This window comes from Paenibacillus oryziterrae (assembly GCF_042610485.1).
Classification (GTDB): Bacteria; Bacillota; Bacilli; order Paenibacillales; family Paenibacillaceae; genus Paenibacillus_AQ.
This window is the reverse complement of record NZ_JBGJZO010000014.1, coordinates 17,960-40,180: the sequence shown is the minus strand read 5'-3', so window position 1 is coordinate 40,180 and position 22,221 is coordinate 17,960. Positions and strand designations below refer to the sequence as shown.

Genomic DNA, 22,221 nt, shown 5'->3' with positions numbered 1-22,221 from the left:
TTTAATTTGAAATGTTATATATGATTACGATAGAGTCGTTTTTAACCATTAAATATAATAATAGTCAAAAAAAGGGGTATTTCATGATGGACTTAGATTATTCCGGAAAAGTTATTGTGATAACCGGCGGTTCCCGAGGTATTGGCCGTCAGCTTGTGGCAGCCTTTTGTAATCTAAATGCAACGGTATACTATACCTACCGATCTGCTGAACAGTTCAACCCTTCCGTATTTGACACCGTTAAAGGCCAACAACCGACCGGGATCCAAGTAGATGCACGATCAGCAGATGAGGTGGAGGCATTCACTTCTGATGTTTGGAAGAAAGATCAAGCCATCGACGTTCTAATTAATAATGCTGCATTCATATGGAGAGCGGATTTTCTCAATACCACAGAAGAGATATGGAATAAATCAGTCCAGACCAATATCATGGGCGTTGTCAATCACTGCACATCCGCCCTTAAGTATATGATTAAGAACAAATCCGGAAGTATCATCAATATCTCAACCGTGTGTTCTGATCATCCTATTAAAGGGCAAGCGGCCTACTCCTCAACAAAAAACGCGGTTGAATCGCTCACAAAAGCGATTTCCATTGAATATGGAAGCTTTGGTATCCGCGCAAATACCATATCTCCCGGTTTGATCGTTACAGAAAAACAAAAAATAGTCACTGAAGAAGATGTGAAAAAGATACCTTTACAAAGAGTGGGTTACGCAGCAGATGTTTGCCATGCAGCGGCATTTCTGGGAAGTACATATGCAGACTATATTACCGGAGCAGATCTGTTGGTAACGGGAGGCTCTCATCTAAATACCTCTTCATAGTTCTCACAGATTTTTGGTTAATATTCCAACAAGAGACTTACAGGCTTCTATTCGATGAATAGAAGCAAAGTTCACCTTTTGAAAGACTATCGATCCTTCACTAACAAGATCCGTTTCACCGGACTTTATTTTCGCCTTCACCTTAACGTTGTCTTCGTTATCGGTTGGGTTAAAAGAAAGCTCCACTTTGATAATATTAGCGGGGCCAACCATACGCAAAAACTTCAGCCTTTCAAATTTTATGGGTATAAGCGAATATTGATATTCACTATTCATCCAAGTGAAGATTCTGGATAACTGAATGATTGACTCTGTCAGCAATGCAGCAGGAAGCACGGGCTGTTCCGGAAAGTGATCTCTGAATATATCTTCATTCAATGATACATACTTATTCCCGGTAATAGAGTCGTTTGAAATGCTGGTTACTTCATCAATAAAAATAAATCTCATATTCTGCAGGCTCCTTTTACTGCGGAGTATACATCCTCAGGGATTAGCGTCGGTGTTTTGGTTGTAATATCTACAGGAATCATTCTATTCTCTGCGATATAACGTTTATCATGATCAACGAGAATCTCAGTATAAAAATCAACCCAATAATGCATGATTTTCTTGACCGATGTTCTGATCTCTATACACTCGTCATAGTAAATGGGACGCAAAAAATCAATTTCAACTTTTTTCATCACAAAAAAAAGGTTGTATTGATCCAGTATCTCTTTAAGTGAGAGCGCATGCAGCCGGAACCATTCCGTACAGCCGGCTTCGATAAACTCGCAAGCATTACCGAAATAGACCACACCGCCGGAATCGGTATTTTTGAAATAGATCCGTTTATGAATAACCGCGACTTTCTCATCCTCATTGGTCATTGTTATTCAACCTTTCTCCCGTTACAACCGTAGTAAATGGAGTTTTTTGATGATAAACAAGGTTTCTCCACTCCATTTTATTGGACACAATAGCCCAAAGTGAGCTGATGCAGTACAAAACAGATACAAATGAAGAAAGCACCAACAGGGAAGCATTCATAAATGAATGTGGATAACCCTGATCGGGGGAATAATCCTGGGATACGGCTCCCACTACAATGGCAGTACCTATAATGTGCAATAACGGCCAGTACAAGAATATCTCCAGAACAGGCGGCATATTCCCAGTTAACATCAGGACAAGTGAAATCACAAATAGAACAGCTCCCAATAAACGCGGTAAGGTTACCAGGAAGAACCCAAATGCCCACAGGCGTTTGTAGTTTTTCTTCGTGTTTAATACTTGCCGTTTCACCCACGTAACCCAAGATAAACCCTGTATATCAAAATGTTCCGGCACCAGGCAATCAGGAATATACTTTATTTGGTACCCGGCCTTTCTTACGACATCCGATATTGTGAAATTGTCATGAAATGCTTCAGACCAGATCGACTTCATTCCGATTTGCTCAAACACTTTTTTTCTAACCGCAAATGAGAACCCTCTGGCAAAACTGGTTACCGGAAATGTAATCATGGTAGTAGCCAGAAAATCCCAGTACCTTGCCGCAAGGGCCATTACGCTTTTTCGCTTCGATACGATCCATGCGCTTCCGCTAGTGAGGCCTAAACCTTCGAGCTGCAGGGGCTGTACCATTTGTTCGATCCATGTGGATTGAGGAACAATATCAGAATCAATAAACAAATAAACTTCGGTATCGCTGGATGCATGATCTATCCCGGTTAGTTGATTATTTACTTTATCGCTCCGAAACTTGGATACATCTGAATGAGTTGCCTTTACCAAATGAATTAATGGTGACAGACCCTCATATTTTTTGACCAAATCTATTTCCTGTCCGTTCTCCTCGGAAGTGATCGCCAATACTTCATAGTTCCCCGGGTATTTCTGAGCCGCAAGACTCTTCAAGGTATCCTCAAAGTTATAATCAATCCCGCGAAACGGCAATAAGACTGAGACATTAGGATAATAGGGCTTTAGAGTGGCCAAGGTTGTTCTGACACGGCTTCTTTCCAACATAAAAAAAACACCCAGAAACCCGGGCACCAGGAATAATAAAATAAAGAAAATATTAATAATCCAAATCAACAAGTCAATGCCCCCCCATCAATCCCAATTGGATCAATCCATCTTCCACGGATAACATCATGCTGTTATTTAGATCAGAAGTAGCAATTACATCTTCTTGCTTCGTTATTAATTTTCCATCCGGAACAATGATTTGACCCTCAACGGAGATTTTGATTTGAAAAAAAAAGCTGCGGATATCTTCATTGATGGACAACAATTTTGCAGAAAAGGTAACTTTCTCGTCCGGAAATATCGGCCTGGCAAATGCAAAATTACTGAAACTTACGATCCCGGCGCCATATTGATTATTGGTAACCTCACGGGCAAGTCGTCCTGCAGTTTGGAAAATAGATTCCAGCAGCACAAAAAACGGGATCGTTAAGCCTGTATCGAATTCGCTTTCAAATACATCTTCGCGAGGCTGAAGAACCTGACAGGATTCCACCTCAGTTGAACTTAGTCTTGTAAAAGAGACCAATTTCATATAACGCAAATGAAACACACCTCTCCCTTGTAACAGAACGTTAATCCAAATGCCTTCCCCCAGTTACCAGTAATTGTGTACCTGTAATATATGAGGCATAATCACTTGCCAAGAATAGAGCAGCGTTACTGATATCATCAGCTGTTCCAAATCTCCCCAAAGGTGTTCGATCTAGAATTTTCTGTTTTAGCTCGGATTGCATGGTATCTACAACATCCGTTTCAACCAGTCCAGGGGCCAAAGTATTCACACGGATATTATAAGGACCGTACTCCAGCGCCAGAACTTTAGTTAAGGACTCGACAGCGCCTTTAGTCGCTGAATAAACGGCCTGTCCCCGTCCAGGCTGCAGCGCAGAACGGGACGAAATATTAATAATGGAACCCGATTTTTTTAAAATCATGAATTTAATGGCTGAAGAGCAAAAGTAAATGACCGAATTCAAATTTGCGTTGATGCCATCGATCCAATTCCCCTCACTCATCTGAAGAAACAGACCTCTTGGAATCCAAGCGGCATTATTGACAACAACATCCATACGTTTATGCGTATTCCAAACCATTTTCACGAAATTATCCACGTCCTCTTTGGACGTTCCATCCACTTTAAGCCCTACGACATCGGCTCCATATTGCTTTTTGCACTCTTCAATAACAGTTGCCGCTTTATCTTCATTTGATAAATATGTAAAGTATACGATGGCGTTAGCCCGGGCGAAGTTGTGTACCAATCCTCTGCCGATTCCCCTGCTTCCGCCGGTAATGATAACCACTTTCCCGGAAAAATCAATGTTCAAAGGGTTCACATCCAATTACATTTTTTTGGATTTAAGTATGAATTCTGATCTCCAAAAGCCTAGGAATTGGCAGAAGTTTTCATTTTACTGGCAACAAAATCTACCATATTTTCAACCGTCACATAATTAAACAGATCATAGGGGCTTACAATGCCGGAAAGCTCCTCATCCGATACATTGAAATATTGCCGGATTAAAGATACCGCTTCAGCGGAGAACTTGCCATTACTGTACATGCCTTGATTAGCAATCACATTTGGAACATTCCAAAATTCCTGATTTCCTATCGAAATATCAAATTCCTGTTCCAGCGTAAAAGTAAGCTCGAGGGTTTCGGCACTTTCCAAATGAAGGTCTCTGTATAAAAAAGTAGCAGGCGTTATTTGATCCTCTTGCAAATCAAGCACTTCCACCAACAAATGTTTTACTTTGTTATAAACCATATTATCCATACCGCACCTCCAGTGATATTTGATTTCGTTGCTATTGTATACATATTTTTCTATAAATAGCAATGATGTTTTTGGATATCTTTGGAATTTAGTAGAGCAAAAAAATATTGTAATTATTTAGCAATGGGTATATTATCGACAAAAATGGATATTTAATCCTTTATCATTGACTTACCATAACACTTGGGGGGTTTTAACAATGCAACGCTCTTTATCCGATTGCCGAGCTTTAGTTACAGGTGCTTCCGGATTTGTAGGTGCCTGGTTAACTCATCATCTCATTAATCAAGGTGCTGAAGTAACCACTATCCTGAGTGAGTTCAACCCGCGAAGCCAGTTTGCCAAACTGGGGCTCAACAAGGAGATTACATGCTATTATGGTTCTATTGCCGACTACAACTTGATTGAACGGGCAATTACCGTCGGAAAAATTAACACGGTCTTTCACCTCGCTGCCGTTTCCCTTCAAGATTTGGCCTACCAGATCCCCATGCAGACTTTTGAAACCAATGTAAAGGGCACCTACAATCTACTGGAGGCTTGCCGCATCCACCAAGACCAGATATCGAAAATAATAGTTGCATCCAGTGACAAGGTATATGGTGACAGTCCCATTCTCCCCTATGATGAAGATATGCCGATCCAAGGTAGAAATCCCTACGATGTATCGAAGTCTTGTTCTGATCTTATTTCTCAGAGTTATAGACACAGCTTTAATTTGCCGATTGCGGTAGGCCGTTTCGGCAATATTTACGGGGGCGGTGACTTGAATTACCGCCGGTTAGTACCCGGCACCATGCAGCGGCTGTACGCCAAACTACCGCCGGTTATTAGAATCCCTTCAAACGGAATATACATGAGAGATTTCTTGTATATTCAAGACTTGATTGCCGCTTATATGGCTATGTACGATTATGTTGATAAAGAAGGAACAGGTAACGTTTTTAATTTTGGAACAGGCAAGCTGTGGGACATTAAAAAAGTTATCGAAATCATTCAGCGTGCCATGAATCTTGAACATATTGAACCGCTGTACGAACATCAAAAAAACAGTGAAATCCTACACCAGCACCTTTCACCGGATAAAGCAAAATCTATGCTCAATTGGTCTGCAGAAACTTCTCTCGAAGAAGGAATCCGACAAACAGTGGATTGGTATTACGATTATTGGAATTCCGGTTCCAAAAATGCTGTGTTGGGAGTTGTTTGACCCATGAATACAACAGTTGTGATCTCAGGCATGGGTTGTGTAACCCCTCTGGGAAATGATCCCAAGGACGTCCATAAAGCGATGATTCAAGGGCAAACCGCATTCAGTGAAATCTCCCAATTTGATTCATCCACTTATGCATGCCGGTTTGGCGGTGAAATCAAGAATTTTAATATCAGAGACCTGGGGATTTCCGGTTCAAATATCATGCTTAGATATAACAAGATGCAAATGAAAGCAGTCATTCAAACGTTGAATGATTATAATCTGATGTCAAGCTTGGAGAACAACGCCATAAATTGTGCAGTTTATGTGGCCAACCATACAGTGAATGTTGATTCTGAGACACTTCAGATCTTTCGTTCCATATGCAGCGAGAACGGCAATGAAATCCTCGATTTTTCCTTACTGGGGGATGGTTTGAATAAAATTCCACCTTTAAGCGGCGTAAAACAGTTAACCACTGTACCTTCACATTTTATTGCCAAATATACGGGAGCACACGGACCCGGTAATTTGTATTATAGCGGCGACTCCGGAAGTCTAACCTCTTTACTATCCGCAGCAAGAGCAATTGAAACCGGAAGAATTGAACAAGCGGTTGTATCAGCCTCCTTTAGTCCGTTTAGCCCACATGAATTTGCATGGTGGTACAGAACAGGGATTATCAGAAGTACAACGCCCGGAGATGATCCGAAAGAACTTGTCGCCCCTTTCCATCCACAATCGTCAGGTACAATCATGAGCGAAGGTGCAGGAGCTATTTTTTTAGAAAGTGAAGAAAGCGCATTAAGGAATGGCCACCCTATTCTTGCCAGAATATGCGGCGGGTCAAGCCTGACCGTTCCGGGTGAAACTTATTTCGCTCTGTCCGGACAAGGATTCGCTAAGACACTTGAATCGGCTTTCAAAAAAACCGGCCTTGCTCCAAACGATATGGATTTGATTTTATGCAATGCACCGTCTGTATCGGGATGGGATAACGCTGAACTGGATGGACTATCTAAAGTCTGGAGGGAATCCCATATCAGAGCTACATCAACCAAAGGATACTTGGGGTTTCTTGGACCCACGTCTGGTATTTTGGATGTGATATTAGCCGTTCAATCCATGATAACCAAAACAGCCCTACCTCTAAGCCATCCTCAGGCAGTGAGCGAAAAAAACATCGATTGGGTCCATCAGGAGAATACGTCTATGGAAATTCAACATTGCGTCATTAATGGTGCGGGACTCGGTGGAGCTTATTGTTCTGTAATTCTGCAGGAAGGGGAAATACATTAGCTATGAAAGCCAAAATTGTCGTTACCGGAATAAGCGCAATTACACCTCTAGGCAGCAATGTAGACTCCATTGTCACTAACTTAAAAGAAGGTAATTCAGGAATAAAACGTATTGAGCGTTACCATGTTGGCAGTCTGCCGGTTAAACACGCTGCTATGATCGATGAATCCGTACTGAATGAAGTTCAGTACCCGGTTGCCGGTAATTTAATCTTTAAGCTTTTCTATTCCTGTGTGAAAGACTTGTTCGAAACGTGTGATTTAAGCAAGATCTATAATCCGGAGCGCATCGGTCTAATTGTTGGAACCGACCCTAATACTTCCTCAGCGGAAGATCTCCAATATCTTTATTCCCATGTTAAAAATGAAGAAACACCTGCTTCTGCACCTTTTGAAACGGAAAAATTATTGACCAATAATCCATCCTTTATGTTCTATCACGTTGCCCGTGCTTTTGGCATTGAGGGACCTGGCATAGCTAATTTCGGAACCTGCGCAGCTTCTGCACAGGCCATTGGAGACGCCATGCTTATGCTAAGATCAGGAGATATCGATGCTGCAATAACGGGCGGGGTTTCATCAAAGCTGGACCCCATGTCACTCGCACGACTTTGTCGCTTAGGCGCCCTGGAGCCAACGAAGATTAATCATAAAGAGAATTGTTCTCCGTTCGACTTACATAGAAATGGCTTCACTATCGCAGAAGGCTCTGTTCTATTCGTTCTGGAAACGGAGGAGAATGCGCTCCGCAGAAATGCGCACATTTATGCCGAGATACAGGGATACGGCAGCTCAATGGACGGTTACTCCATTACCGATCCGCACGAAACCTCTCTTGGGATGACTCTCTCCATGCAGCGCGCTATTGAGGATGCTGAGGTATCTCTTGAATCCATCGATTATATTAATGCTCACGGAACAGGAACACAAAAAAATGATAAACATGAAACGGAAGCCATTAAGCACGTATTTGGAGCTCTGTCTACACATGTTGATATCAGTTCAACCAAATCGATGCACGGTCATCTAATGACCGCGGCCGGTGCAATGGAAGCATTAGTCACTATTTTCAGTATACGTAACGGATTCGTACCGCCAACCATTAATTTCCAAACTCCAGATCCCAACTGCGACCTTCAGTATAATCCTAATCATTCCAAAGCAAAGGATATAAACGTAGCAATCACCAATTCATTTGGTATGGGGGGACAAAACGCATCTTTAGTCATTTCTAAATATAAGCGAGGAGTAACGAATGGCGAATCCTTCTGAATGGGCCCATAAATACTTAAATCGGATTGGCATGGATATCGATTATCCCAGCTTGGAATATCTCCAAAGATTAGTAAAGTCCCGTATTACCAAGCTCGCCTTTGAAAATATATCCAAATTATTCTATCTCAAACACTTTGATAGAAATCAGTTTTATTTACCTCCGGCGGATGTATACATAGATCATATGTATAGATTCGATTTTTCAGGAGTTTGCCATACAGGGAATTACTATTTCTATAAACTTTTGCTAGAGCTTGGTTTTGACGCTTACCCTATAAAATACGCATCGCATTTAGCAACCATTGTCCGTATCTCTGACCAGCTCTATTATACGGATGTTGCCATGGGTCATCCCACATACTTGCCGGCAGATATTACCTCAACAACCGAAATCAACATTGACCAATCCGTACTGAAATTATATCCGGACCCCAATAAGAAGTTTAGATTTCATGTTGAACACGGAATTTCAGGCAAAGAGCAATATCACTGGGTGTTTCGTCCACATGAAAGCATAGGCTTGCAGGAAGTTGAAAAACTCATCAATTGGAGTAACGAACCGCAACGTTTGTTTACGACTCTTTTACGTGTGCATTTATGGCAGCCCGAACAGCACCGCTCGCTCTCTTTATTTAATAATTCGTTCACCATTCGGTATGATGAGGGCAAGGAGCAGTATAAATTACATTCCGTCCAGGAGATACAAGATATTCTGGATGGTGAATTCGGCTTCCCAAACCTCCCGGTGCATGAAGCAGTAGATACCCTTGAATCTTTAGGCACAACAATTTTCGGTGCCCCTTAGACCGTCATGGATGTAATTTATTAATCTTCGCGAGGGTGGATTATTTTGGAGATTATCTCCTTGAGGATACCTGAATCTATACCATCAGATGTTTACCAGTTCCTTCTCACTAGAATCGGGGAAGCGAAGAAGACTCGGATTCTGCGCTATCAACAGACTCAGAGTGCATATCAATCCTTACTGGGTGAACTGCTTGTGCGGTTGGTTATTTGCCAAAACACCTCCATGAGTAACCCCGAAATCAGCTTTCATGTTGACCAATACGGCAAGCCATCCTTAAAGAATTGTCCTGAGTTTACATTTAATATATCTCATTCCGGGCATTGGGTTGTAATGATATGGAGCAGCAGGCAGTTCGCATTGGGGATCGATGTGGAACAGATCAAGCCGATGGACTTGGGCATTGCGGAGAGATTTTTTCACAAATCAGAATATCTTGATCTGCAATCCAGACAAGAAACCGAACAAATGGATTATTTCGCTCAGCTTTGGACATTGAAGGAAAGCTATATCAAAGCTGAAGGAAAGGGCTTGTCCATTCCTTTAGATACGTTCTCCTTCCGCTCCTGTGGCAATCAAATATGGCATTCTCCTGAAACAAGGGGCTATTACTTCAAAACCTTCCGTATTGATGCGGGGCATTATGTGTCCGCTTGCTCCAACGCCGATAACTTGCCCGAAACCATAAAAATAATGACCTATCAGGATGTATGCCAATTCTTTTACGCGAGCGTGGTATAACAAAAAAATCCCGATATACCCAGGATTTCAGGCGTATCGGGATTGACTTTATTGTGACAAAACTACGTTCAAATCGGTGCCAGGTGACTTACAACTCACACAATGGCTGTGAGTTGTAATTCATCTTGTCACTAAAAAGGAGCAATTCGAGCGAATTTGTAACGTTGTTTTGGCATAGTTTGTATCTATTCTTGGCATAAACCGTTGATTCCTGTAATAACACCTGTCACAAAGTGTGGGCCAAAGATTTCCCGACATTGAATACACCTGAACATAGGTGAGGCTTGTCCTCAACGAACCATTACTGAATAGTCGATAGTTTCTATTTTCTTAGAAAGAAGATGCAAATTATAATCCTTTTTATAATTTAGAAGAGCAATATTGTTGCCATTTTTATCTTTGACACTGTTATATTTGATGCCATTAATCCCTGCTTTCCCAGCACACTGAGCGAGAAAATTAGGGAATATATATTCTTTTGAAATTGTTCCCCGATTTAGTGATGGAAGAGAAACAAACTCATCAATATCTAGATTCTTCACATCCCAGATAGTTAAAGAATCTAAAGTAACAAACTGCCCTATTTCAGCGACCTCCCCATTCTGAAGATCAATTTCTTTCTGTGTGCAGCCATTATAGATCGGACAAAAAGACGCCGAAAAGGGCGCTTTTTTTTGTCTAAATCAGATACTCGGTTTACACAAATCAGATAAGTCGTGTTTTTGACAACTCTAAAATGGATAAGTCGTAACCAAAGGTTAGAATGAACTTTTCTGTCAGAAGAAAATAAAGTATTAGACTCGAGATGTTGAATTGATGCGGTTTTTGTATTGGGAAAATCGTCAGCTATAGAAAAATAAGTTTTAGACTGCCCTGCGATTATGATGTATTAAGTAGCAAAATCAGAAAATAAAGAATTAGACTAATCGAGCCGAACGCCGTCGCCGCGCCAGTATACAACTATATTTTCTAGTCTAATACTTTATTTTTCAGACTAATGCTTTATTTTCTTTGAACAGTGGGAGCGTACTGTGCCGGTGCAGTCGGTTGCTACAGCAAAATACTTCTCTTGCTCCAAACTAAACCTGGTAAACTTCCCGCTCCGGTGTGGCCAGTTGCTTCTTAAGTATCATCTTGTGCTCAAGATTCTCAGGAGAAGCACTGATCTGCACACCGTTTGCTTCCGGATTGAACTGTGAGGTACTGCTGGACCGGGCAAGGACCTGTAGCAATTACTTACATCTGATTGTTTCGGGACTAGTCGGGCATGCATTATTTCCGGATAAGTCAGCGGACGGAGCGGACGGTTTGGCTTGCACTGATGCTGCCTGCAGTAGCACTACGCATCTGCTTACTTATGCTCGAAGATACCTGCGATGGATCCGCTTGGCTTGCTGCGTTGCTGCAGTTAGTCGCGGCTGTGCGAGATTCTATAAATAAACAATAAGAAAAGGCTTATTTTGATTGATCAAAACAACCTTCAATTATTTTTCATATAAATTCTTGATCATATAGGACGGACAATTCCAGCTTTAATACCTGCATTCATATTCCCGTAAGAACTTCTTACCCAATTTTCGTTGGATATTGCCAAATCCCATTTTGACGACATAACTTCGACAAAATATATAAAGTGTTTTTCTGTATGCGTTTCTATTTGTTTATTATAATCATGAAAAGATTCATAAGAATTTATATATCCTAAATAAGTTTCAAATTCAAGTGCATCATCAAAATATGTATCAACTATAAAACAATAGGTTGAATCATTAGAGAAAAAGTATTTATTCATCTTTTTCAATAAATCAAATTGCTTTTCCTCTAATTGAAACCAATCATTAGGTAATCGTTTTGTAATTTTCGGGGTGTTTTTATCGTACTTGACGTCATTCGGTAATATAGACATATATTTCCCTGCAATTACGACCAATACATCAGAAATTCGAAGTCCAACATGAGCAGTAGAATCTTCATCTTCTTTTATTAATGGAAAATTTAATTTTTTGAATGCTTCTATTGGTATCCCTTCATCAAGAATAAGTTCTGTTGACTCCATATTAAATTTATTTGCAAGAGTCATTTCTGAAATCCACAAATCAATGTCAAATGACACCTTGTTCCAATCAAAGGAGGCTTCCTTAAAGGGGGTGTCTTTAATTAAATGCTTTTTTTGTCTGATCACTTGAATTATATCTCTATAATTCTGTATTTGCCTCTCCATTCTCTTAATATTCTCATTCTGTTCAACAAAAGATACCAAGTGTTTTTGAATTTCTGTAAGAACTTCTCTATTACCCATATCTGAATTGAAAATAGATTGAATTACACGTTCGCTAGCTTCAATCTCCAAATATTTCACAAGAGAATATTTAAAATTCCGTGCTGATGGTATAAATTTTATTTCTTCTAATTTAAGAATCCAACTTGTAAATCTATAGTCTACAATAAGAGACATTTTATTTATTGAAAATAATAAATTATCAACTTCATTTTCAAGGAGTAAGTCGAACAAGGAGCTATAGAAATCTAGTTCACGATTCTTGAGACTAGCGATACCATAATTGAAATTCTTGTCCAAAATATCTTTTCCTTTTAATTCCCTGTCGTCAGGAAAATTTCTAGAAGATATGTATTTTCGCTCTAACATTTTATAATTTTCCTCAATTTTAAGGAGGTGTTTCTCTTTTATCTTAATTAAGTCAGCAACATAAACATACATGTTGTCATTTCCTAACTTGATTTTCTTTTCGTCATCATAGGGTGTCGTAATCCTAATTGTTTCTTGCGGACCTTTTTCATCAATATATAAGTAATCCACTTTTTTCATCCTTTCACTTCTAAGAATCAGGAACTCCTGCCGGCCAAGGTGAACGGTAACCTGGTTTCGTCCGGAGCCCCAGTCTACAACTTTTTTTCCGATCCAGTATTCTATTTCTATTTTTCTTTCTACATTAGCAGGACGATCGGACCGTTCAGCTTCGATAGTTGACGAGACTCATTATATAAAATATAGGAGTATGATTTCAGTAGTGGGGAAGCTAAAGTCATTCTTGTCTCTCAATACTCATAAGGTCAATAAGATAAGTTTCGAGCCTGCCGAAATCCGAAGTAGCATATAAAAACGGCATGTTTGGAATTAAAGAAAGTTCAAAATTCCGTTCACACGGCCCGGTGTTTCCCAAACTGGTGCTTTTATGCATCTGAAAAACCTGCCAAGGCACAGCATTTGTGAGGTGGCTAAACTTTTCTCGTAACTGATCACAATGACCATTTAGCTTTCTTTCTTTGACGGGGAATGCAAAGTTCTGAAACGCTCGATAGTTTTTGCGCGTATAATCATCAATTTTAGTGGAAAAATAACTGACCCCATCGTACTCCCCCGAATGCTGGATCCATTGTAGTAAGAGCTGGGGGACAATATACTCGGGTTTGAACGTGTCATCGGGGTTCATAACCCGAATTGAGCAGCAAGCCATCACTGGCCATAAAATCAAATAGGAGCGCACTCGAAAAAGCTCTTCTAGAGCTTCAGTTCCATAATTATACTGAAATCGATTTACAAAGTGCTCAGTCCAAGCAGTTAGTATAGAACTATATCTTCTTAACCATCATCAATCGTTCATCACACCGTAGTTACAATCAGTTCTATTCCAGAGCTATCTACCAGTCTACAACTTTATTTTCTTTCAACTGCTCCAATTAATCGGGACTCAGAGTCTATGTCATCCGCTGATTGAGTGGATATAATAAAAATCTTACGCCGTCTGATGGCATATCAGTGTGCGAGAAAATTGAAGTATTAGGCTGAACCATACGAGAGCAACTGATCGTCGGAACCGGCTGCCGATCGTTTTGCCCGGGGGTAAGTTACTATAGATCCGTAGTTTGCATTCAGACAACGAAAAGGGGAATGTCCTGCACAGCAATCCAACTGCTGTAGACTGCAGCTGGCAAATCGACCTGTGTTGGAATTCTTTCTGTAGCTATGCATCTGCTTTCTTTCAGGATAAACTGAAGTTTTTTGATTTTCGCGATTTCCGGTAATGAAAAGGGTCATTCTAAAGAAACAAGAACACGTACCTGCCGCTGTCGCCGGCAGTGCAATTTTGCAGTTGCTGGCGCTGGCCGCTGTCAGAAGAAAATAAAGTATTAGTCTACTCGAGCCGAACGCCGTCTCCGGCGCCAATCGCGAAGCCGGCTTTATCCGGAAGCATTAAGAACGTGAGCTGCAGCTACTCGCGGCCGGCCGCCATTGCCAGCGCGACGATCGCGAAGCCGAGCTTCATCCGGAAATACCAAGAACGTGAGCTGTAGCTGCTCGGGGCCGGCCGCCGTCGCCGGCGCGCCGATCGCGAAGCCGGGCTTCATCCCCGGAAGCACCAAGAACGTGAGCTGCAGCTACTCGCGGCCGGCCGCCGTTGCCTGCGCGCCGATCGCGAAGCCAGGCTTCATCCGGAAGCACCAAGAACGTGAGCTGCAGCTACTCGCGGCCGNCCCGGAAGCACCAAGAACGTGAGCTGCAGCTACTCGCGGCCGGCCGCCGTTGCCTGCGCGCCGATCGCGAAGCCAGGCTTCATCCGGAAGCACCAAGAACGTGAGCTGCAGCTACTCGCGGCCGACCGCCGTTGCCGGCGCGCGATCGCGAAGCCGGGTTTCATCCGGAAGCACCAAGAACGTGAGCTGCAGCTACTCGCGGCCGGCCGCCGTCGCCGCGCCAGTCTACAACTATATTTTCCTAGTCAAATACTTTATTTTTCAGTCTAATGCTTTATTTTCTTTGAACATTTTCAACATATCTTTTATTCACCTTGCGCTGCACTCCTTAGTTCTTCAATTGTAATTGGGTTACCCTTATTGAAAATTCTAAGTGTTGAAGGTAAGTCATTTAACGTTACCAATATTGCCCCACCAAATAGAGCACCATTTTGTGTTGTATACTTCTCCCAAGGTGAGTAATCGGTATCAATAAAATGCTCAGTCTTACTCAAAAGATATATATATCCTTGCTCAAATACTACTCCTTGTTCAACGCCGTACAATCCCAATTCATTTATTTCACCATAGCTATATTTCAGGTTGTTTTTATTTGAAAATAAAGCCTTTATCAAAAGCGCCCTTGCGTAATTAGCAGCAAATGCCGTTGGCCTTCCCGCAGATATAATATGGTGTTTTACCATATAATGCTCTTGGTGTAATGGATTTAAGTTTAACTCAATGCCAAAAGGAATTCTAACTCTGGTAGCGTGAAATAAAGCCTGATATTGTTCGGATAACTCATTGATTAAATCTTCAATTGAAGTCACGTTAAATTTTAAGCGGTCTTCAATTGACAGGTTATTGCCCGCCAGCAAATATTCATATACTTCCTTACTATTCACGTTCACACCTCCGATAGAGTACGTATCATTGTTTAAATTCAATATTTTACGAAATGAAAGTATAGAGTGAAATACTGCAGAGTGTGTAAATTTAATATATATTTCAAGCTTGCTTGTCATACATTTATAATTTCAAAAACCTTTTTTAGTTTAGGTAGAAGATTTTCTTCTACCGAGGGAACATTTACAAAGATACGTTCTCTTGCCCTACTTAAAGCAACATATTTAACTCTATGTTCTTCATCATCTCTTAAATTAGGCTTAATAAACATTTTCAATTCAGATGAAGATTTCAAGACAATCATTACATTATCAAATTCATCTCCTTTTGACTTATGTATAGTTTTATGTTTGCTTCTATCGTCTGTAATATTTACACATAGGGCTAATTGCTCATAAGTATAGCTTTCGTAAAATGTTCTGGCTGCACCCTGACTCAACTTAGATATTTCTGTTTTTATAGCATTCTTAATACACAAATAAAATTCATATAAAGTCTTATTCTTATAAGAAGAATACTCGTTCATGAGAAAATAAAGCGATTTTAACGCGATCTTCCTACTCTCTTCTTTATTACTAACATTTCGTTCAATGCTTTCAATTTCTTTTATTGCTTTCTTTATATCTCCATTGCAAGCATATTCTACAGATTTCAAACAACTAATAACTACCCTACTTCTATAACTGTTACTACTGGTTGATTTATCAATTTTTAAGAGCTCATCTATTAACTTCTCGTTAAATGTATATTCGCAAGAAAATCTTCTCATGGCATTTGACGTTGGATTGTCTCGTGATAATGAGTAAAGCTCTTCACCATCGGGGCAAAATTCCTGCACCTTTAATAAGGCCTGTATTCTTTCTCCCACCAGAAGTTTAGGTTTATCTCCAACAACATCCCTAAAATATTCCTGCTGAATATCTTTCCGAGTAAAGTTCAACAAATCTATAATGCGGTTAGTACTTCTTCTATTCTTCTTCATAACATATTCTGAAAGATTGGGTAGAGAAAAAGAAGTAAATTGGTCAGGATCCGCCCCTTGAAAACTGTATATTGATTGTGCTGTATCACCAATAATACCAACGATAGTCTCCTTGGCACCTATAAGTTTCAGAATCTCCACTTGTATGGGATTAGTATCTTGAAATTCATCAATGTACAAATACGGGAATTTTGCCCTTATAACATTCAAAATAAATGGTTTCTTTTGAAGAAGTTGATAGCTGAAAAAAAGAACATCTGAATGATCCACGATTCCTTTAGACCAATAAAGTTTTTTGTACTCAAAAAAATCTGTTTCTAGAATACCTAAACAGACTTTATTAAGATACTTACGTACTTCCTTATCACCGGTTTTCTCTATTCTATATGCTCGTTTAGGATTACCAACGAGCGTAAGCTCCCCTTGCATATTGAATTCGTAATTTAAGTGATGTAGCCAATTGATTAGTGGTATTGTATTTTCTTCACGCATAGTTAATTGTTTTACGGAATACGGATGCACTAACAAATTTACATTGGAATGATTTTCAATCCAATGTTTTACTTTTTTTTGATGTACTACTGTGTCATCATGCCCACTCATCTCTTTTACATTCAATTCATAATGACTACCTAGATATAAGGCGTAGGGCTTCAAAATATGTCTGTATAAAAAACTATGCAGCGTAGAAACTTCAACTTGATTACTATTAGTGCCTAAACGCTTTAAAACGGTTTCTACTGCAATATTGGTATAGGTAATACAAGCTATTTTCCGAGACTTTCCCAACCTTTGAGAATGATGTAAAACATTTTTAATTTGTTGTACAAGCCAGTATGTTTTTCCTGCACCAGGTCCCGCTGCTACACGAAAATGATTTTCAAAAGGTACTAAAGCATCGGAGTCAATTTCGATTATTCCACTATCCATGTGATGGCATCCTTAATATAATTTGGGACATTAATAGTTTGAAATTCGTCTGTTCCCCTCTTATAAAAATTATCTGTCAGTACAGAAGCTAACTCCAAAGCATTTTCACCCTTGCCAACAGAATTTAGATATCGTGAAGCTATAAAAGCCTTTGATTTCTGATCACTTTTCCAAGAAGTATTGAATTTTAAACTTTCAATTATTCTATCATTCTCTTCACTTTTCCTTAGTGTTTTTTCGTACTCCACAAGTTCTCCCCCCATTTTATATAACTCCATTAACCTTTGAATTTCATCTTGATTTTTCATTGAATTTGTTAGGAATAACTTTAGTGAAGGATTATGTAAAATCAAATCATACTCAAAGGTTTTTCCTTCAGACTCATCCTGAGTAAAAATAGCAATGTTAGAATGTCCATCTTGTGGATACATCATAAATGCAGGATTTTGCTTATATTCATACTTATCATTTTGGGCACCATATTCGTAAGGATAGCATTTGCTATAGTTTTCGCCTTTTGTTCCCTTCACTTTTCTCTCAGGGTCTCTATCAGTTATACATGCTATCTTTTTATGTATTGCGTAAGGATTTTTCAAGTTAAATAAATAAAGAAAATGTTCGAAATATCTTCCACCGACATTAACCACAGCTATATGTTTTTCTTCCAATGAGACACCTAAATATCTTGCGAAAATTGGTAACAACAGTTGCTCTGCTATTCCTTCCACTAAAATAACGTTTTGTGCAAAGAGCATATCTGATTTAGTAGCGTCTAAGAATCGCTGAACGTATTTTTTGCTTTTATCGTTCTCACTGAGTGCTTTCCCCGGATAACCTACACTTGTTTCACCAATCTCATTATGCAAACAGATCATCTCATCTAAAGAGACAGAAGAAGTAATGTGCGTTGAGTGGGTGGTCACAAATATTTGTCTTACCTTTTTTTCCTCTTTATTTTTCTGTAAGAATTTCAGAAATTGATATTGCATCGCTGGATGCAAGTGAGCTTCGGGCTCCTCAATGGCTAAGACAGGAAAAACTTTCGCATTACTTCCTAAGTAGCTCCCATCTGAATTCACTTGCATTTTTGACAGTAATAAAGACATAAAAATCAAGTTATTGTAGCCTAAACCATTATGAGTCGCTGGTATCTTTATACCTGATTCATATTCCACAATTAGTTTTAACGCTGAAAACAAATCGACATCAGATATATTCCCTTCAAAATCAGGTTTGGCGTTATTAAATGCTGCCCCAGTATCTTTGACATAGGATAATATCTGGTTTTTACCAAGCAACATTCTCTTCAGGAGATCTGCTATCAGCATATCAGCACTATCTGAGAAAGATTGCTTTTTTATTTTTATTTCCTCTAATTTCTCTATTTCTGTTCGCTTAGGATCAGATTTAATATCATAATCCATAAAGAAATCCAGGACATCTCTAAGCAAAGAATTCCTTCCTGAGATCATATCTCTTTCGACATCTCGAATTGCATCTAAAAATTGAAAGTCAAACTTTTGCAATGATTCATTGTCGGCGATGGTTTGATTAACAATAGCGCCTCCCCATACTTTAGAAACATACAGTCTCAAGAACTCCTGTTGAATGATCCGCCATGCTTTATCTAAATCTGTGGCCCGATTAATAGCTACTTTATACTTTTCAACTTCTTTCTCTGGGAGAAAAAATTCATAGGTGATAGCTGCTTCATATGGCTCATCAAGTTTTGTTAACCATTCAGCTACAGTCACTAGATCATCAGAGAGAAGATCTTCATTTTCACTCTGTTTTATAGTCATGCTTATAGAAACTTTAGGAGGATTAGATTTTATCTCATCTAATAGAACAGCCTTATTAAAATCATATATGTCTAATCTCTTCTTTCCACTCGGATCTAAAATAAGTGATAATGCTTTTATAAGATTCGTCTTCCCTGCATTGTTATGACCGATAACGACATTTATACCATCATTGAAGATAATGGATGTATCTTTAAAATTCCTGTAATTTTTTATACTAACACTAGATATATACATTTTTACTCCCTTCCTAAGAACAAAAATTCTGTAAAGAATAAAATAAGCATCCTATTTACATTTATAATTCGACAGACAAAACGATCCCCCTTCCATATGCCCCATCTTTATCCACAAATAGACAAAATAAAACACGAAGCCACATGGCATCGCGTTATTGCTGGACTTTTTGTTTAGTATAATCATTACTTTAGTCGTATAGATAATTACACTATGAAAATATTCACTTTATTCATTCATCTTAATTAAACTTTTCAGTCGAGAATTCTCCATTGTTAGCATGAGCAATTTATCAAGCAGTTCTTTGTGATGTCCGCTTAAAGAAGCATTTAAACCATCTTGATATGCTGAGTCATAAGCACTATTAAGCAACTCACATATTGCCTCAACAGCATCATCTTGATCAACAGTGTAGATTAACACTTCTTCAACCCCGTCCGTAAAATATATGGTTTTATCAACTGCATAATAAGGCTTAGTGGGAATATTCAACCTCTCACCTCCTACCGTTTGTTCTTCTAATATACAACAAATTATATCTTTCGTTTACTTCCTGCCACCATTTAAAATCTGTTTTAGTAATAATAGAGTATAGCATCAAAGCGAATTGGATGAACTAGATTCATGTTGTATGGTTTTCTACAAGAGGGTCATTTTCTTCACCTCAGAAGTACGACTCCGAACCCCATCTAATTTGTGCTTTTCTACTTTTTTCATAAATCAAAATTAACTGATTTAAAACAAATTTTTTTGAACAATATCTTGAGTAATAAAATATTGTTGTCTGTAATAGTTAATTTCACGCTCATAAGAGCTTGGTGAATTGTTTTTTTCATAGATTGAAAGCAGATGTACGTGAAGGTCAAAAATCTCTTTATATGACAAATCATCATTCCCATCCATAAAAATCATTAATTATACTCACTAACATTATCAGCAGTTGAAAGTAAAAGTATACATACCAAAAAAAAGGTTCAAATAGGTTTTTCACTTTGAATTTGGTATAAAAACAGACTATAACTCAAATGAGCACAGCCTGTTGCAACTTACACCTCGAGTCCGCATGCGGCGGTTCCAAAAGGCTAACAATCCTGCAGATAACTTGAAAACAAACGTTTCAGTCATTATCGGAGGTCATTGGGCACGTCCGGGTAAAGTAGCAGCCATTCCCTAAACTAGAGCATAAACAGCGACTGGCGAGATTCTATGCAGGCGTTACTTACTATCGTGCCAAGTCAAGGTTCGTCACAAAAGACACCAATCGAAAAATAGACCCTTTAACCAAAATCATTATTCTTGCCGAGATCCATCACAATACCATTTCGAGAATTCGAAGATATATATCTTTGTTGAAGTGGGATTTATTACTCAGCAGAAAATGGGACTCGAACCGACTAGAACAGGTTAAATGCTGACCACAGACGCACCTACATGATATTCTGGGGAAAACTACAACCAGGAGGTTCATAGAAATGAAGATACCAAATCAAAAATACCCCGAATTATACCAATGGATAACCGAATTTCAGGAAAAAACGAAATTCAAACGAAAAATCAAACTCATCTACACAAACGACAAAGGGGGATTGGGAAGAGTAACCGCTTTGGGGAATATAAAACTCCAAAAAAAATTTATCGAATGTTTTATGGATTCACAACCGAACGTTGTCAAATTCATTCTCGCTCACGAATTCATTCACTTAATTCAGGAAGAGCTCTTTAGTCTATACCGAGTACTCCTACCAAAATGTTATAAGCCCGTTGTTCTACTTCAAGAATTGCGAGCAAATATTAACGGCGCGGCACTTGCGGGGTTGTTGAACGAAGAATTTCGTGAAACCCAGATCCTACTCTGGATATATGAAGGCAACATGCGAAAACAACTCACATATGAATGTGGTTATCCCAGCCGTATACAAAACATCAAGTTTGCATGTAAATATAATCGTTACAATGATGAAGCAGGATATGAGCTGATAAATGATTATTACGCAGTATCAAGTGGGCCAATGAATTCAGTCGGACCAACGAAGTCCTTCTGAACAATTTCGGAGCAAGGGATCGTCAATGCAGAGATCCACTCATCGGCGGAGTAGCTAAAGAAGGTTCTTATTTGATTTTTCAGAGATAAGGCAATATCGAAGGTTAATGTTGGAAAATGAAGGAATAATTCGATCTACCTATAGTTTGTTGAATCCACGAGACCGGGCATACCATTTTGCAGACTACGTTGAGAAGCGTAAGACAGGTTGTCCGACGAAAGATGAACTCCATGACTTACTGGCAAAGTTAATTGATGCTCTGATTCCAAATCTTCGTGATGCAGTTCGGGAAAAGGAGAAGGAAACAAAAACTGCTTATCCAAAGCCCAAAAAGAAAGAAATATACGAAATGGTCATTCAAGAGCGACTTACAAATTTCGACCTGGCCGCACCTATGAATAACGTCGTTGATTGGTTTGAACGACTTCATAGTTTTATTCAAAATGAGATTATGGAGAATTGCAAGTGGCTTTATGACGACCAGATTTATGCAGTCATTGATGGTATTATTGATGACAATAAAAATGCAACCACAAGTCACGAGACGATTGAGAATCCTATTGAAGCATTGATTCGAAGCACATATGATAAAAAAGCGCCTATTCTCTCGTGTTGGATGAATTGGCATATTGCGTTCGACCTTCCGCTGCATTTTTATCATCGTTTTAGGCCAACTTCCATCAAGAGGCTATTTTAGGAAAAGTTCTAAGGTTAAATATTTTGGATACGCCAGGGTTAACCCAAACAGGTGAAAGTCTTGATGTGATGCAGGATACGATGAAGCATAATCTAGGACTGAAAACTGATGCTTTTCTCTTTCTCTGCGGTGCAGATGCTCAGAAAACAGTTTACGACAATTTCAAGGTACTTCTAAACCAAAAGGAAATTAAGGAAAAAATGAATGGTCTT

21 protein-coding genes are annotated in these 22,221 nt (G+C 39.3%); 8 read left to right on the top strand and 13 right to left on the bottom strand.

The window, feature by feature from the left end; all coding sequences use genetic code 11:
- The first annotated feature begins 20 nt into the window (after positions 1-20).
- A complete protein-coding gene (locus ACAN55_RS15440) occupies positions 21-830 on the top strand; it encodes an SDR family NAD(P)-dependent oxidoreductase (protein ID WP_379134464.1) in 810 nt (269 codons plus the stop codon).
- 3 nt (positions 831-833) lie between these two features.
- On the opposite strand, the gene ACAN55_RS15435 is transcribed toward ACAN55_RS15440, so the two are convergent.
- The 6 genes from ACAN55_RS15435 to ACAN55_RS15410 are packed head-to-tail and all read right to left on the bottom strand — an operon-like array spanning position 834 to position 4,626.
- Complete coding sequence (locus ACAN55_RS15435) at positions 834-1,280, bottom strand: 3-hydroxyacyl-ACP dehydratase FabZ family protein (protein ID WP_379134462.1); 447 nt, start codon at positions 1,278-1,280, stop codon at positions 834-836.
- Entirely contained in the window at positions 1,277-1,702 is a 426-nt protein-coding gene (locus ACAN55_RS15430) for an acyl-CoA thioesterase (protein WP_379134459.1), read from the bottom strand. The genes ACAN55_RS15435 and ACAN55_RS15430 overlap by 4 nt, the downstream gene beginning before the upstream one ends.
- Positions 1,692-2,915, bottom strand: a complete 1,224-nt coding sequence (locus ACAN55_RS15425) for a glycosyltransferase family 2 protein (protein ID WP_379134456.1) — start codon at positions 2,913-2,915, stop codon at positions 1,692-1,694. Before ACAN55_RS15425 ends, ACAN55_RS15430 begins: the two co-directional genes overlap by 11 nt.
- A gap of 1 nt (position 2,916) precedes the next feature.
- Positions 2,917-3,378, bottom strand: a complete 462-nt coding sequence (locus ACAN55_RS15420) for a hypothetical protein (protein ID WP_379134453.1) — start codon at positions 3,376-3,378, stop codon at positions 2,917-2,919.
- Positions 3,379-3,418: 40 nt separating this feature from the next.
- Positions 3,419-4,174, bottom strand: coding sequence for an SDR family NAD(P)-dependent oxidoreductase (locus ACAN55_RS15415; protein WP_379134451.1), 756 nt, complete (start codon positions 4,172-4,174; stop codon positions 3,419-3,421).
- Between the two features lie 59 nt (positions 4,175-4,233).
- On the bottom strand, positions 4,234-4,626 hold the full coding sequence (locus tag ACAN55_RS15410; RefSeq protein WP_379134447.1) for an acyl carrier protein: 393 nt from the start codon (positions 4,624-4,626) through the stop codon (positions 4,234-4,236).
- Between the two features lie 199 nt (positions 4,627-4,825).
- Here ACAN55_RS15410 and ACAN55_RS15405 point away from each other — a divergent pair, with 199 nt between their 5' ends.
- From ACAN55_RS15405 to ACAN55_RS15385, 5 genes are read left to right on the top strand one after another with little or no spacing between them, the layout of a single operon-like run.
- On the top strand, positions 4,826-5,836 hold the full coding sequence (locus ACAN55_RS15405) for a GDP-mannose 4,6-dehydratase (RefSeq protein WP_379134444.1): 1,011 nt from the start codon (positions 4,826-4,828) through the stop codon (positions 5,834-5,836).
- A 3-nt stretch (positions 5,837-5,839) separates the two neighbouring features.
- Positions 5,840-7,120, top strand: coding sequence for a beta-ketoacyl synthase N-terminal-like domain-containing protein (locus tag ACAN55_RS15400; RefSeq protein WP_379134441.1), 1,281 nt, complete (start codon positions 5,840-5,842; stop codon positions 7,118-7,120).
- A 2-nt stretch (positions 7,121-7,122) separates the two neighbouring features.
- Entirely contained in the window at positions 7,123-8,391 is a 1,269-nt protein-coding gene (locus tag ACAN55_RS15395) for a beta-ketoacyl-[acyl-carrier-protein] synthase family protein (protein WP_379134438.1), read from the top strand.
- Positions 8,392-8,422: 31 nt separating this feature from the next.
- Positions 8,423-9,199, top strand: coding sequence for an arylamine N-acetyltransferase (locus ACAN55_RS15390; protein ID WP_379134436.1), 777 nt, complete (start codon positions 8,423-8,425; stop codon positions 9,197-9,199).
- A gap of 45 nt (positions 9,200-9,244) precedes the next feature.
- Positions 9,245-9,940: a 4'-phosphopantetheinyl transferase family protein gene (locus ACAN55_RS15385; protein ID WP_379134434.1), complete on the top strand. Its 696-nt coding sequence runs from the start codon at positions 9,245-9,247 to the stop codon at positions 9,938-9,940.
- Between the two features lie 290 nt (positions 9,941-10,230).
- On the opposite strand, the gene ACAN55_RS15380 is transcribed toward ACAN55_RS15385, so the two are convergent.
- The 7 genes from ACAN55_RS15380 to ACAN55_RS15350 form a co-directional block, all read right to left on the bottom strand.
- Positions 10,231-10,482 carry a hypothetical protein gene (locus ACAN55_RS15380; protein WP_379134431.1) on the bottom strand — a complete coding sequence of 84 codons (252 nt, stop codon included), beginning with the start codon at positions 10,480-10,482 and terminating at the stop codon, positions 10,231-10,233.
- A gap of 965 nt (positions 10,483-11,447) precedes the next feature.
- Positions 11,448-12,767 carry a hypothetical protein gene (locus ACAN55_RS15375; RefSeq protein ID WP_379134428.1) on the bottom strand — a complete coding sequence of 440 codons (1,320 nt, stop codon included), beginning with the start codon at positions 12,765-12,767 and terminating at the stop codon, positions 11,448-11,450.
- Between the two features lie 217 nt (positions 12,768-12,984).
- Positions 12,985-13,434, bottom strand: coding sequence for a hypothetical protein (locus ACAN55_RS15370; RefSeq protein WP_379134426.1), 450 nt, complete (start codon positions 13,432-13,434; stop codon positions 12,985-12,987).
- 1,305 nt (positions 13,435-14,739) lie between these two features.
- Positions 14,740-15,318 carry a hypothetical protein gene (locus ACAN55_RS15365; RefSeq protein WP_379134423.1) on the bottom strand — a complete coding sequence of 193 codons (579 nt, stop codon included), beginning with the start codon at positions 15,316-15,318 and terminating at the stop codon, positions 14,740-14,742.
- A gap of 116 nt (positions 15,319-15,434) precedes the next feature.
- Complete coding sequence (locus ACAN55_RS15360) at positions 15,435-17,231, bottom strand: UvrD-helicase domain-containing protein (RefSeq protein WP_379134421.1); 1,797 nt, start codon at positions 17,229-17,231, stop codon at positions 15,435-15,437.
- Complete coding sequence (locus ACAN55_RS15355) at positions 17,216-19,270, bottom strand: AAA family ATPase (protein ID WP_379134418.1); 2,055 nt, start codon at positions 19,268-19,270, stop codon at positions 17,216-17,218. The genes ACAN55_RS15360 and ACAN55_RS15355 overlap by 16 nt, the downstream gene beginning before the upstream one ends.
- Positions 19,271-19,498: 228 nt before the next feature.
- Entirely contained in the window at positions 19,499-19,762 is a 264-nt protein-coding gene (locus tag ACAN55_RS15350; protein WP_379134416.1) for a hypothetical protein, read from the bottom strand.
- A 980-nt stretch (positions 19,763-20,742) separates the two neighbouring features.
- Between ACAN55_RS15350 and ACAN55_RS15345 the strand changes: the two genes are divergently transcribed.
- Both ACAN55_RS15345 and ACAN55_RS15340 read left to right on the top strand, forming a co-directional pair.
- The gene (locus ACAN55_RS15345; protein WP_379134413.1) at positions 20,743-21,312 is read left to right on the top strand and encodes a hypothetical protein; all 570 of its coding nucleotides are present in this window, start codon (positions 20,743-20,745) and stop codon (positions 21,310-21,312) included.
- Between the two features lie 109 nt (positions 21,313-21,421).
- Positions 21,422-22,009: a hypothetical protein gene (locus ACAN55_RS15340; RefSeq protein ID WP_379134409.1), complete on the top strand. Its 588-nt coding sequence runs from the start codon at positions 21,422-21,424 to the stop codon at positions 22,007-22,009.
- Positions 22,010-22,221: the final 212 nt, after the last annotated feature.